At 54.5% G+C, this 11,695-nt stretch carries 12 protein-coding genes; 3 read left to right on the forward strand and 9 right to left on the reverse strand.

Annotated elements, in window-relative coordinates; genetic code table 11:
• From AC5SSZ_RS00005 to AC5SSZ_RS00045, 9 genes are all read right to left on the reverse strand, one after another.
• Positions 1 to 852 (reverse strand): glycosyltransferase family 2 protein (locus AC5SSZ_RS00005; RefSeq protein ID WP_495436027.1); only part of this gene is annotated, 852 nt, incomplete at its 3' end.
• Complete coding sequence (locus AC5SSZ_RS00010) at positions 849 to 1,166, reverse strand: NAD-dependent epimerase/dehydratase family protein (protein ID WP_274838574.1); 318 nt, start codon at positions 1,164 to 1,166, stop codon at positions 849 to 851. The genes AC5SSZ_RS00005 and AC5SSZ_RS00010, both read right to left, overlap by 4 nt.
• Before the next feature lie 4 nt (positions 1,167 to 1,170).
• On the reverse strand, positions 1,171 to 2,112 hold the full coding sequence (locus tag AC5SSZ_RS00015; RefSeq protein ID WP_274838573.1) for a phosphoglycerate dehydrogenase: 942 nt from the start codon (positions 2,110 to 2,112) through the stop codon (positions 1,171 to 1,173).
• A complete protein-coding gene (locus tag AC5SSZ_RS00020) occupies positions 2,112 to 2,813 on the reverse strand; it encodes an acylneuraminate cytidylyltransferase family protein (protein ID WP_342456209.1) in 702 nt (233 codons plus the stop codon). The genes AC5SSZ_RS00015 and AC5SSZ_RS00020 overlap by 1 nt, the downstream gene beginning before the upstream one ends.
• Positions 2,752 to 3,711, reverse strand: a complete 960-nt coding sequence (locus tag AC5SSZ_RS00025) for a glycosyltransferase family 2 protein (protein WP_274838571.1) — start codon at positions 3,709 to 3,711, stop codon at positions 2,752 to 2,754. The genes AC5SSZ_RS00020 and AC5SSZ_RS00025 overlap by 62 nt, the downstream gene beginning before the upstream one ends.
• 145 nt (positions 3,712 to 3,856) lie before the next feature.
• The gene (locus AC5SSZ_RS00030) at positions 3,857 to 4,891 is read right to left on the reverse strand and encodes a glycosyltransferase family 10 domain-containing protein (RefSeq protein WP_274838570.1); all 1,035 of its coding nucleotides are present in this window, start codon (positions 4,889 to 4,891) and stop codon (positions 3,857 to 3,859) included.
• Positions 4,888 to 5,913 (reverse strand): hypothetical protein, encoded by a 1,026-nt coding sequence (locus AC5SSZ_RS00035; RefSeq protein WP_274838569.1) that lies wholly within the window; start codon positions 5,911 to 5,913, stop codon positions 4,888 to 4,890. The genes AC5SSZ_RS00030 and AC5SSZ_RS00035 overlap by 4 nt, the downstream gene beginning before the upstream one ends.
• The gene (locus AC5SSZ_RS00040; protein ID WP_274838568.1) at positions 5,910 to 6,881 is read right to left on the reverse strand and encodes a glycosyltransferase family 2 protein; all 972 of its coding nucleotides are present in this window, start codon (positions 6,879 to 6,881) and stop codon (positions 5,910 to 5,912) included. Before AC5SSZ_RS00040 ends, AC5SSZ_RS00035 begins: the two co-directional genes overlap by 4 nt.
• Positions 6,882 to 6,897: 16 nt before the next feature.
• Positions 6,898 to 7,431 carry a hypothetical protein gene (locus AC5SSZ_RS00045; RefSeq protein WP_274838567.1) on the reverse strand — a complete coding sequence of 178 codons (534 nt, stop codon included), beginning with the start codon at positions 7,429 to 7,431 and terminating at the stop codon, positions 6,898 to 6,900.
• A gap of 394 nt (positions 7,432 to 7,825) precedes the next feature.
• On the opposite strand from AC5SSZ_RS00045, the gene AC5SSZ_RS00050 reads away from it, so the two are divergent.
• The 3 genes from AC5SSZ_RS00050 to AC5SSZ_RS00060 are packed head-to-tail and all read left to right on the forward strand — an operon-like array spanning position 7,826 to position 11,689.
• Positions 7,826 to 8,545 carry a 6-hydroxymethylpterin diphosphokinase MptE-like protein gene (locus AC5SSZ_RS00050; RefSeq protein WP_274838566.1) on the forward strand — a complete coding sequence of 240 codons (720 nt, stop codon included), beginning with the start codon at positions 7,826 to 7,828 and terminating at the stop codon, positions 8,543 to 8,545.
• Between the two features lie 52 nt (positions 8,546 to 8,597).
• Complete coding sequence (locus AC5SSZ_RS00055; protein ID WP_274838565.1) at positions 8,598 to 9,743, forward strand: hypothetical protein; 1,146 nt, start codon at positions 8,598 to 8,600, stop codon at positions 9,741 to 9,743.
• Positions 9,740 to 11,689, forward strand: coding sequence for an O-methyltransferase (locus tag AC5SSZ_RS00060; protein ID WP_274838564.1), 1,950 nt, complete (start codon positions 9,740 to 9,742; stop codon positions 11,687 to 11,689). Before AC5SSZ_RS00055 ends, AC5SSZ_RS00060 begins: the two co-directional genes overlap by 4 nt.
• Positions 11,690 to 11,695: the final 6 nt, after the last annotated feature.

An 11,695-nucleotide genomic window follows, 5' to 3' on the forward strand; every position in this document is an offset into this window, starting at 1 on the left:
CAGTGCCGCATCCTTCTTGACCGCTAAGGTTATCCCGCAGAATTCAAGGATACGGTCAGCACGCCTTTTTTGCTTTTCATATTCATTAAAGCCTTTGCTTAATCTGTGTGTAAATGCGGTCAAGTGATTTTGAGGAAGAGGTAAGTCAGAATGCCCCAAGAGGCACATAGAATTATTCAGGTGTTCCGTGGGGGCAGTTCTTACAAGACTGTGCTCCCGTTTTCTGTAAGTTACTGTTCTTAGGTTGCTAGGAGCAAACCAGTACCCCGCACGCAATATCATAAGCCAAAGATTGTAGTCTTCGGCTTGTGAAAGTGCCTCGGAAAACCCACCGATTGCTCGAATAATTTCAGCACGCACCATTGGTTGGTTTGCGTTGAAAGGGCATTTTCCTCCAGTCGTTACGAAACCAATATTTTGTAGTTTGACATTATTGGAAATTCCCGCGCTATCAGCATCTTCCGATATCGGAATTGAGGCGGAGTATGATCCCGCAAACTTATCGGTGTGTCTGAGGGCTGCCTCACAGGTCCTCCAGCGATCTTGTAAGCTTTCTGGAGTAAGCAAATCGTCAGAATCAAGAAAAGCGAGGTACCGACCTCGTGCGAGTCTTATTCCTGTATTTCTCGCTGCGGAAACATGGGAGTTTGCTCTATGTTCGACATATTTTATTCGTCTGTCTTGCTTGCAGTTTTCTTGAATTATATTTTTGGATTGGTCGGTGGAAGCGTCATTTACAATTATACATTCAAAGTCTTCCATTGTTTGGGATCTGACAGAGTCTATTGTCCCTTGGATGTACTTTTCTGAATTGTAACAGGGTATAATCAGGGAGACTTTTGGATTTTTCATTTTCCACCATTTTGCAAAATTTTCCGCCCTAAAAGCATTTTCTGGACTTTTGCTATATTGGAAGTGTTAGGGTTTTCTGACGGGCATGAGGTGAGGTGGAAATTCGCCTTGATTTCGTCCATCTTGGCGCGGTCGCGGATATCGGTCTGGTGATGTTCGAAACCGTTGCCGATAATCTCGGTAATCCGGCGTAGTGGCGCGGGCGAAGAATTGTTGAAATTATCGACGACACAGATTTCATGGCCACGCGCGTGCAACTCGATTATTGTGTGTGGCCCAATATACCCGGCGCCATCAGTGACCAGAACGCGCATTCGCTTAAACCTCTTTCGTGACATAAAATCCGGCAAGGCGCCCGATTGCCTCATGGCTGGCGCGGATGACCGCATCCACCGTGTTGGAGCCGTTATGCGAGCCGAATATGCAACGCTCCATTCCACGTAGTGGGCTGTCAGAGGGTAGTGGTTCCACTTCAAAGACATCCAGAGCTGCCGAATGTACCTGCCCCGATTGTAGCGCCGCGATTAGCGCCTGTTCGTCGATCAGCGGGCCGCGGGCGACGTTGACCACCCGGATTCCCGGCTTGCACTTGGCCAGCACATCGGCGTCCAGCATATGGAAGTTGTGCTTGTTCAGGGCGCAGGTGAAGACTAGGAAATCCAGCCCTTCGACCGCCTCGGGCCATGCTGCGCGCTTAAGTCCCTCAAACCCGGCATCGCCTTCGACGCCGGGATCGTAGGCTACGACCTCCATTCCCAAGGCGCGCAGACGGGCGACCGTGTTGCGGCCGATATCCCCTAGCCCGATCACGCCGACGCGTTTGCCGGTAAGGCTGATGCCGGCCGGTTTCGGCCAGTCCCCGGAGCGTACGCCGCGATCAATCAGGAACAGTTCGCGCGCCAGCCCGATCACGAAACCGGTGGCTACATCGGCCACTTCGGCACCGAACATCATCGGCGTGTTGATGATCGGGATGCCCAGATCCTTGCAGGCGGCGAAATCGACGTTATCGACCCCGATACCCCATTTTACCGCCGCCGTCAGCCGACCGCCCTGCGCGGTTTCGAACACCCGGCGGGTGGCCGGATCGTCACCGATGATCCAGCCGTCATATTGTGGTAGCAGATCGCAAAGCTCGTCTTCGCTCAGAATCTGGGTCACTTCGGCGCGATGCAGGTTCAGTCCGCGCTCGGCGGCGTAGTCCACGAACAGGTCGAATTGGCCCAGCATCGGCGGGCAGGTAACAAGAACGTCTTTCATTATTCAGCAGCCTCTTTCGCCATGCGCATCCCGGCCAGCGCGGCGGCCAGGTCCCAATCCTCGGGCGTATCGATATCCGAGGCTTCCATCTTGTCCATCTCGTGCAGCAGCGGTTGCTTCCCGATCCGGGCATTGGTCTTGGCGAAACTATCGCGCGAAAAGATGTAGAGGTTCGAATTTTCCTCGTACCACGGTTCAAGATCCTGGGTCTGGATTAGGTTGTCGGGATCGTGGTTCACCGGGCTGGCATCACCGCGATAGAACCGGGTCTGGATCTTGTTGACGGTGAACAGGCTGTCAGCCTCGCCCTTGGCCACGCCGTCCTGATACTGCGTCAGCGCCGACCGGATCGTTTGCGGGGTCAGCAGCGGGTTGGTGGTGTGGGTCATCAAATAGGTATCGGCCTCGACCGCGGCGAGATCATCGGCAAGGATCAGGTTCATCGACACGGTATCGCCACACAGTTCCGGTTGGCGGTCGCGAATGCGAACCCGGTCGGTTTCCACCAGGCCGTTTTCGGCCAGGATGTGCCGGGCGTCGGTATTGATCACTACCTCGTCGATTTCTTCGACGGCCAGCAAGGTATCAAGGATCCAGCGGAACAGCGGTTTACCATGTAGCGGCCTAAAATTCTTGCCCTTAACCCTTTGACTGTTGGCCTTCATTGGGAGGAGTGCGATACAACGGTTTGAGCCACTCATCTTGACCTGCCTTTTCCGAAACTTCTGGGTAGAAGTAATATTGTTTTGTTTCCTGCGACATGCGCCGGTGATCGTGGTTGCCTTTATATGAACCCCAGTATTGGTTCCAGCGATAGCGCAACATGTCGCGTTTGCGAGTGGACTTTATGCCATGGCGGATTGCTGCACGCCAATCCTGCCAGGTGCTCGAGACGACCCAACGCATCACGTCCAGTGGCGTAACGTGAATTTCGGGCATGATCAGGCGCAAGGCCATGGCTTCGCGCTCAAAGCGGCGGCGGATCTGCCCCCAGCTTTCCTTGTGGTGGTGAAAGACGGGTGCATCTGCCACATAGGCAATCTTATGGCCCTGATTCCAGATCCGTTTGGACAGTTCCATATCTTCCAGACCGGTAAGCTCTTCGTCGAACTGATGGTCCTGCCATACAGAACGCAGGATTGCCGAGTTGGCGTTGTTGCAGAAGAACGAATCCTGCGGAATGGCAGATTCCGCAGGATAGTATTTGGCGAAGATGCGCCGCTCACTGTAATTGCTGTTGTCGTCGCCAATCTGGCGACCATAGCTGTAGGAGGCGGCTTTATCGATCAGCGGTTGGCACAGGTTCTGCAGCCAGTTTTCGTCGGTGGGGACACAATGCCCGGAAACCAGAACCAGAATATCGCCATGGCTGAAATCACAGCCGCGGTTAAGCGAGCGCCCGAATGAAAATTCTGATTTTTTAATGTGCGTTATACGCGCACCGTGGCGTTGTGCGATCTCAACAGTGCCGTCGGTCGAACCGGAATCGATGAGGACAGTTTCAACATCAAAAGAGGTGTTTTGGCGGCTTACCATTGCCAAAAGGTCAGCCAGATGGTCTGCTTCGTTCAGTGTGCGAATGACAATACTGATAAGCATTTCAACCTTCGAAAACGTGATCTACCCTGCGGTTACATGACTAGCAATTTGATGTCCAGAAATAACCCCTGAAGCGGATTTTTGGCCGCGAGAGTGCAGGGGATGCCCGTTTTGTACCCCTCAGGTTATCAAAGCCCACCTTTTGTCACTGATGACTGTCGAGTACCTCTTCTAGGGTCTTCAGCACAGCGCTACGCAAACGTGTGCGCTCGATCGCGGCGAAGCTGGGGTCTCCAAACAGGTTTGCCAGCGCGCTTTGCGCGTCATGGAGTGCGTCGATAAAAGTATCGTCTTGCGTTGTAGCGTTCAGGGTTTCAGCAGCTTCATCCGGGGTTTGGCCGTGTAGGTTGACCCAGCTTTCCGTCGGCAGGCCCATGCTGTGAATGCGGTGAGCGGCACTCGCAAAATAGACCGGTTGCGCTCCGATGGCAAAGGCATCGAAAATTTTCTCGGTGATGTAATCAGGGTGATGAGTGTTTTCCAGCGCGCCCATCTGCCGTGTGTTCTGGTCGAGCTGCCGGAGCTTGTCGCCATGCCAGTCGTCCAGTTCGAACCGGGTCTGTCCACCTTGCCAGCTCTGGCCGAGGCGGGCAACGCCGGGCCAAGTGCAGGCCTCGGCCAAGTCTGTGCGCCAGGCGCAAAGGCCAATCAGATCAGCTTCGGCCCACTCCACATTGTGGTATCGTTCAGGGCGGCGTTCGAACATGAACGTCAAGTCGCTCGGGCAGTTGGCAAAAACCGCGCGCCATTCCGAGGCCCGTAGCTGGGCATTGCGCTGGAATAGGGGAGCGTAAACCTGCGCGAAACGATGCTCGGTCAACAGGTAATAGGGGATATGCTCAAAGTGGTAGATCTCGGTGGTACAGTGGTTGAGCTGGAACACAGGTAGCGCTCCAAAGGGCGTTTCCTGACGAATTTGGCGCTGCAGTGGGCGTTGCCCCCAGATGGTGTCCCAAAAAGGTTCTTCAGACAGGATTGCAACCGGGCGTCGCCGCTGGCGCCAGTCTTCGACCAGCGCGCGCGGAGCGGTTTCAAAATCCATGCTGTGGGCAAACATGTAAAGATCGGCTTCGGCTGGAGTGTCCACTAGCTGGATACAATCAGCAAAAAGTGGAGCAAGGTCTGGATAGCTTAAGGGGGTGCGATGTGCGTGGCGCCCGGTTTTAAATACTTTGATCATGCGCGCCGTGCTCGTTGAAACAGGTCCATCAGGTAACTCGGGTTTGGGAGCGCGAGGTCAAGGTCATTGCTGAGCCTTCCGATTTCGGTTGTCAGGGCTCGGACATGGATCCGGTCCTGTGCCGCGAATTGTAGTGCCAGTTGGACGCGGGCTGAGGTGAGATCCCTGCGCTGAAGGTCGTGGAGAAGGGGGCCGCTTGGTCCGTCATGTGCCCGAAGTGATCGCCGCAACCGGCGTGGTAGTTGCTTTGCAAAAGAGCGGGAGGCGGCAAGAAAAGCTTCAACATAGAGGGGGTCCAGTTGGGCTATCATGTCGTCAAATTGCAGCATTGCAGAGGTCAGGAGGTCCGCCCTTCTGCTGCGGGGCGTGGCAGCGATCCGGGCGCTGAGCGTGGCAATCTGCGGTGTGGGATCGCAGGGCGCAGGCTGGGGTGTCACGAGCACTGTGGCCGGTACGAAGCCAATGCTGTTCGCCTGCATGACTGCGCTTTCGTAATCTTCATGCGGCCGCTCGCTTAGGGGCATCACTCGCGTGATGTCAGGGAGAAGTTGCATTGCTGCGGTATGGGCGGCCGTATTGTTTAGCATGCCTGCTGCAGGCCAGCGGCTTGCGTCGGAACTGGGGAGAATGATGTTGGTGTCTCCAAGTCTTCGGGCGCTGTTAAGCAGCAGTAAATCAGGAGTGCTGTGTTCCAGCTGTGCGCGTAGTGCTTTGACACCATCGGATGTGGGGTACGCCTTGTCGGGGAGGATCAGCGTTGCGGGATGTGCGGCCAGCTTGCGTAGTGTAGCCCGATCGGGAAAAGAGCGGGTTTCGGGCAGTGCGATTGGGCGGGCAGCCACGCCTTCGCCCCAGCCGATCTCTTCTCCGAAACGGCGTATGATCTGTGTGCCATTTCGGGCTTGCCCGCTGTCGCACAGCAGAACCTCGTCGCCTGGAGCAGTCACGGCGGCCAGGGCCTTGTAGCGAGACCACAGGTTCTCGTCATCGCTGACAGTAATTATCACGAAAGACAAATTCATATGCGCCCTCGCTCCAGTTGGAGCACTATATGTCGTGCCAAGACCGGATCGGCTTGGCTGAGCTGTGAAAAACGCGTCATGTCCACATATGTCAGCAGAAAATCACGTGTCGCTGCATCAAATCGTTCTTGCAGGTGAGGAGCGATATTGCCTCTGATCCAATCAAACAGTCCGCTGGTGAACCGCAGAAAGGGTTCGCGTAATCGCTCAGAGGCGTTCTCAGTATCAAGGGCACTCGCTATGCGACCGAGTGGAGCGAAGACCGCGAAGCGTTCCTCTCCTTTGCGGTTCGTTAGGCGCTGGCCGCTAGGGGCTACGAAATGGAGAGCACCCACCCGATCAGACACAAGGATATTGCGGCCATGATGGAAGCTCATCCAGTGTAACTCGATGTCGTTATGAACCATGGTCTCAGAGCAATAAATGTTGTTTTCTCTTAAAAAATCTGTTCGGTAGATCTTATTCCAAGGGTAATTGGTCGTTTCGGCCAGAGCGGCGGCCTGTGTTGGGTTGATTGAGCTGAGTGCGCCGACTTGCACCTTGGCCCGGCGCCAATGCGCTTCATCAAGTGGCATTTGACCCAAGATACCCCATCCTATGCAACGGCTGTCTGTATGGCGAAACAGGCAGAAGTCGAACTGTCGTCCGGCAAGGGTCTTGATGAGGGCTGCTAGGTCCGGCGTTAAAAGGTCATCGGCGTCGAAAAATAGGACGTGCTCAGTCGTTACATGTTCCAGGGCACGATTGCGGGCGTGACCAGCTCCCTTGTTTGTTTCTGTCCGAAGGATTGTGAAGCAATTCTGCGGCCAAGCATCTGGGGGGCAAACTTCAGTGCGGCTGACAGGTTCGTCGGAGCCGTCGTCGCTTATCACTACCTTGTCGAAGACCCCCAATTTGTGCGCTTGAGCTAGAACACGGCGCAGATTCCTGGCGTCATTATGGACGGGAAGGGCGAGAGTTAGAGACATGCTCGGGAGTCGGTATTCATACCACAAAGATACGCAAGTCGTGCAAAGACCAGCGGAAGCTGTGTACCGGCAGGAACATGATCAATTCACGCCAGGGCGCATGGAGTGGGAGATTTGAGCGATTATGGATCGGTAGGGCGTCCAGATGGCTTGCCTCTTCAGGCGTTGCCAGGATGTGTTTATCGAAGAAGCAGTCGACGAACCCCTCTTCGGTGCCCGAGCGCAGGCAGGGTTGTACTATGATCGGTTCGGGTGCGGCGGTGCGGCAAGCAAGGCCAACAAAACCGTGTGGAGTATAATCGCTGCCTCCCAGAGAGAGGTGGAGCGCCATCCAGTCTCCTTGAGCCTGGGTGGTGACGTCCAATGTTAGCAGTCGCCCTTCCTGTGATATGTAGCGGCCGCTTGCTTGTAGCGCCATGTCGCTCCGTAGAGACAAGCCTGGCAATATGCCATTCTCATGGCCAATATCGCCCTTGATCACACTGTCGCGCAGGACAGCCAGTGTGTGGTTGACTTGGGCGTCGAGGCCTGTTGCGATGTTCTCAGCCATTGGTCCTCCACTGTCGCAAACAGAGCCTCGGCTGTTCGCGCTTCCTTTTAGCTCTGTTCGCTAACATGAGTTGTGAGCGATCAAATCTTCATAACCCTGTGCCGGTATGGGCTCAAGGCTGATTGTCCAGTCTTGGTGCTTGGTGACTGATCTTGACTATCGCAGGGCTATGGTTTTGTTTGGCGCGGTAGCCTGGACGCGGCAAATATATGAAAGAGATCAATAATTCAGGTCTTGGACAGGAGGCCGGTTATATTGTGCGTAAGAAGCCGCCTGCAGTAGCCGGTTCGTTTTATGTCGTGTGACCGTGCTCTTCAGTCTTCATGCTGCAGTTCCATGGAGAGGTGGTCGTGAGACCAACCAGAACATCATGTCTCTATCGGAGCGCCTAGGAATGAGCAAAATGCAATTCGACTGCTTTGATCCAAGTTCACGCCTGTTGCGCTTTCACGACCTACACCAGGGTGAGCGATGCGTGATCGTATGCAATGGCCCTTCCCTGAACCGTATGGACCTGAGTTTCCTGCGCAAGGAAGTGGTGTTCGGTCTAAACAAAATATATCTTGGCTTGCCCAAATTCGGTTTTTACCCTCGTTATATGGTTGCCGTGAACCGCAAGGTCATTGAACAGAGCGCAGATGCCTTTCGAAAGATGAATTGCGTGAAATTTATTTCGGATCGGGGCACTGATGTGTTGCCAGAGGATGCCTTGACCTATCGCATTCAAACAAAGGATATGACCGGCCGGTTTTACGGTGATATCACCCGAGGTGTGCGGGAAGGACATACGGTCACGCATGCTGCATTACAGCTCGCCTACTTCATGGGGTTCCGTCAGGTTGTCATTATCGGCATGGATCATTATTTCGCTCAATCCGGGCCGTCCAATGCTGAGCTCGAGATGCGGGGAGCCGACCCGAACCATTTCAGCCCCGACTACTTTCGTGGGAGTAAGTGGGATGCTCCGAATCTGGCTGAATCCGAGATTTCCTACCGTGCGGCGCTGGAGGCGTTTTCAGCAGTCGGGAGAGAAATAGTGGACGCAACCTATGGTGGACACTGTCAGGTTTTCCCGAAGGAGAATTACCGGTCTTTCTTTGGTTTGAAAGACTAGCTTACTACCATGTACGTCGCATAAAAATAACAAAGAGACTAGGAGACTCTAAATGGTTGCGCAGACGCCAGCTACAGGAACCTTGATCATTTTGGGGGTGTCTGCTTCCGATCTATTTGCAAAGTGTTCAACCCGCTTGGTGGAGGGGGGCATGCGTGTGGTCCTTGTGGATCCAGAGCCTCACATCTCATTGCAGCAGAAACTGTGCGCTGAGCATGTTGAGGCGGCCGCGTATTCAGGAGATGGCAACGCGGAGATGACGTTCTACTCTATTGAGGGGCTGCGCAGTTTCTCACCTCCGACGCATGCATTAAAAGATGTCTTTCCCGGCCTGAAAGAGCGCGGTAGGGAAAGTGTGCCGACCATTACGGTGACGTCTTTGCTGGAACGGCTGCAGCCTCTCAATGATCCAATCCGCGTATGGGTCGATATGCCTGGGCAGGAAGCCCACCTGTTGGATGCTCTGAAGAGGACGGGCTTGTTGGAGCGTGCGGAAGAGGTGGTAGTCCGCTGCGGTGTTGAAAGCTTCTTTGAGGCTTCCGAAGACTGTGCTGCGATCAAAAACCGTTTGATGCAAGAGACGTTCGAGCTGATAGAAGCGGATGAGAGTGATCCAGATTGGCCAGTTCTTTGGTTTCGCGATAGCCCGACGTTGCGGCGTCTTGCGCAGCTGGAAACCGAACTGGAGCAAACCCGTGCTCAAAACGTCGCAATGCGCGATGAGTTGACCGAGAAGACCAAGGTGCAGGCTGAAAGTGAGGCGGCTTTGGTGAAGGCGGAGAGAGAACTGGCGGCGGCTTTGAAAAGTCATCAAGAGCGCCTCGAAAGTCTGAACGCACGTCTGCTGGCACAGCTTAAGGCTGAACAGGAAACGTCTGAGAAGATGCAGCGAACCGAAGTCAGTTATCGTATCGCAAGACGGGATCTGACTTTGGCTCTGGAGCAGCAAAACCGCCTCCAAGTGGATTATGAAAGTCTGCAAAAGCAATATGCGTTACTCTGCGATGAAAAAACTGAACTCGAAATGCTTTTGCAGCAATTGACGCCACGGTTGCGCGAAGCATCGCAATATCTGCGTGATATGCGCGCCAAGACCGCTGATCAGGAGGAGGAGGACGATTTGCAGGATCCCAAAGTGGAAACCGCAACGCCACTTCAGGGGGCGGATAAAGAAATCGGAAAGAAAACAAGGACATGAAGCAAGGCGTCCAATGGAGCTCAGAGTACCAGGTTCCCAGCCGGATCGGATTGGGTAAGGCCTTGGAGATGTTCGAGGAGGCCCTCACCATTCTTGATGCGCATTGTGGCGAGGCGGAAGGGCAGAGCTCTCTTCCATCCGAGCCCTTGCCAAATATGTTAGAGCGTTGCGAAGAAGCGTTGCGCAACAGCAAGAATTCGGCGCCTCAGGCCCGTATTCTTTGTGCATTCCCAGGACTTCCTCATCTTTCGTCTGTTTGGTGGCAAGGGCGCGTCGGGGGGGTAACCTGTGTGGGGGTAGGTGAATGCCTGCCGGGCAAGTCAGCGCGCCATGGTCTTTCAGGAGGGGCGAGGTCACGGCTGGCTCTCGGTGCAATTGAGGAGCTGCAACAGGAGCTGGGCCGAGTGGGCAGGTCCCTTTTGCTGACCGTTACAGCCGATGGTCCAGAGCTTCCCTTGGTTCCGAAAAGAGGGGCTGCCCTGTTGGTTTGTCACCCGATAGCCTCTTATCAGGCCTGTTTGGCAGCGGGTGAGGATTTAAACTTTGATGAGTTTTGCGTAGGCCTGAACCACTTTCTAGCCCACCATCAGGATTTGCCGTTGCTACGTAGCGAAGACATTGAAACGGACAGGGAAGGGCTGAGGGATCTGTGTACTCCGTTGCACTTCACCCCGTCGCGCTATGCCGTGCAGGACGACGGTTTTATCCCTGATAAGGAACAGAGAACCTTCGATTGCAGCGATTTCTTGAATGTCCCAGCCTACAGAGCGCTTTGTGAGAAACTGGGCTATCCGCCGGAACGTGCATATCTTCTGCATCGTAACAGAGCCGGGCTAAGTCTACAAAAGCAGCCGTCGCCGGAGGACGGCAGAGCGCTGGGGCTAGTTTCCAGCTTTATGGAACGGGCTATAGCTCTTTTCGATGCACTGGCCCCACAGGGAGCACAGCAGCCGGATACGACACAGGTTCTGCAGAAGCTGGATGCGTGCCTTGGAGGGGACGAACAGGATTTCTTGGAAAGGCTTGATGAGACGGCTGATGGACTGGGGCCGCAAACCGCGTCCCTTCTTTTGTTGGCCGCAGCAGCCCACTATTACAACAAAAAGCAGCCGGTACACGGGATGAGTTTCGTGGCGGAAGCGCTGCACAGGATTCCGCTCCATGCGCGGTGGTTGAGGGTGCTGGCGGCCTCCCTATTGCTTGAATTGAATAGAAAAAACGAAGCACTGACAACTTTGCTTGAGGATGCCATTTTGTCGAGTGCGCCTTTCGGTGCCGGAAAGGATGTTCTTAAGGCGTATTTGGGCAGTCTGGGGAATGAACAGAAGGCAGGGGAACATGGGCACGCCCTGTTGTTGGATTATTTGCATCGGACGCCTCCGCTGCGGAGCAATCGCAAGCGCGTGCTGATCGAAATCGGCACAACACGTGAAGTGGTTCCTGGACAGGGATCCACCGAAAAACTTGCATCATTCTGTGCCGAGTATGGCGTCGACTTCATTACGGTGGACATGGATGAGCGCAACACGCGCATGGCCCGGCGGATGTTCCGTAGACATGGTTACACGTTCCAGGCGGTCACAGCAAAAGGAGAGGATTTTCTGGCGCAGTATGAAGGTTCAATCGATTATGTCTTCCTGGATGCATACGATTTCGATCACGGCAATCATTCAGAAATCAGACAGGGGCGTTATGAAAAGTTTCTGGGGGCACGCATTGATGAGCTCCAGTGCCATAAGATGCATCTGGACTGTGCGGAAACTCTGGTCTCCAAACTCACACCGGACGGTGTGATCTGTTTCGATGATACGTGGTTAGATGAAAATGAAAAGTGGACAGCAAAAGGTACGACTGCCATGCCGTATCTTTTGGACAATGGCTTTGAGGTAGTCAGCGCTGGCAATCGGGCGGCGCTGTTGCGCCGCCATTCGGAGATCTCACGCTAGCAACTG

The organism is Phaeobacter sp. CC-HEC084, assembly GCF_059429255.1.

What these genes read in the sequence shown, in the direction of transcription:
- AC5SSZ_RS00010 (WP_274838574.1), bottom strand. Translation starts at nt 1,166, where the DNA reads ATGCGCGTTCTGGTCACTGATGGCGCCGGGTATATTGGGCCACACACA.
- AC5SSZ_RS00015 (WP_274838573.1), bottom strand. Translation starts at nt 2,112, where the DNA reads ATGAAAGACGTTCTTGTTACCTGCCCGCCGATGCTGGGCCAATTCGAC.
- AC5SSZ_RS00020 (WP_342456209.1), bottom strand. Translation starts at nt 2,813, where the DNA reads ATGAGTGGCTCAAACCGTTGTATCGCACTCCTCCCAATGAAGGCCAAC.
- AC5SSZ_RS00025 (WP_274838571.1), bottom strand. Translation starts at nt 3,711, where the DNA reads ATGCTTATCAGTATTGTCATTCGCACACTGAACGAAGCAGACCATCTG.
- AC5SSZ_RS00030 (WP_274838570.1), bottom strand. Translation starts at nt 4,891, where the DNA reads ATGATCAAAGTATTTAAAACCGGGCGCCACGCACATCGCACCCCCTTA.
- AC5SSZ_RS00035 (WP_274838569.1), bottom strand. Translation starts at nt 5,913, where the DNA reads ATGAATTTGTCTTTCGTGATAATTACTGTCAGCGATGACGAGAACCTG.
- AC5SSZ_RS00040 (WP_274838568.1), bottom strand. Translation starts at nt 6,881, where the DNA reads ATGTCTCTAACTCTCGCCCTTCCCGTCCATAATGACGCCAGGAATCTG.
- AC5SSZ_RS00045 (WP_274838567.1), bottom strand. Translation starts at nt 7,431, where the DNA reads ATGGCTGAGAACATCGCAACAGGCCTCGACGCCCAAGTCAACCACACA.
- AC5SSZ_RS00050 (WP_274838566.1), top strand. Translation starts at nt 7,826, where the DNA reads ATGAGCAAAATGCAATTCGACTGCTTTGATCCAAGTTCACGCCTGTTG.
- AC5SSZ_RS00055 (WP_274838565.1), top strand. Translation starts at nt 8,598, where the DNA reads ATGGTTGCGCAGACGCCAGCTACAGGAACCTTGATCATTTTGGGGGTG.
- AC5SSZ_RS00060 (WP_274838564.1), top strand. Translation starts at nt 9,740, where the DNA reads ATGAAGCAAGGCGTCCAATGGAGCTCAGAGTACCAGGTTCCCAGCCGG.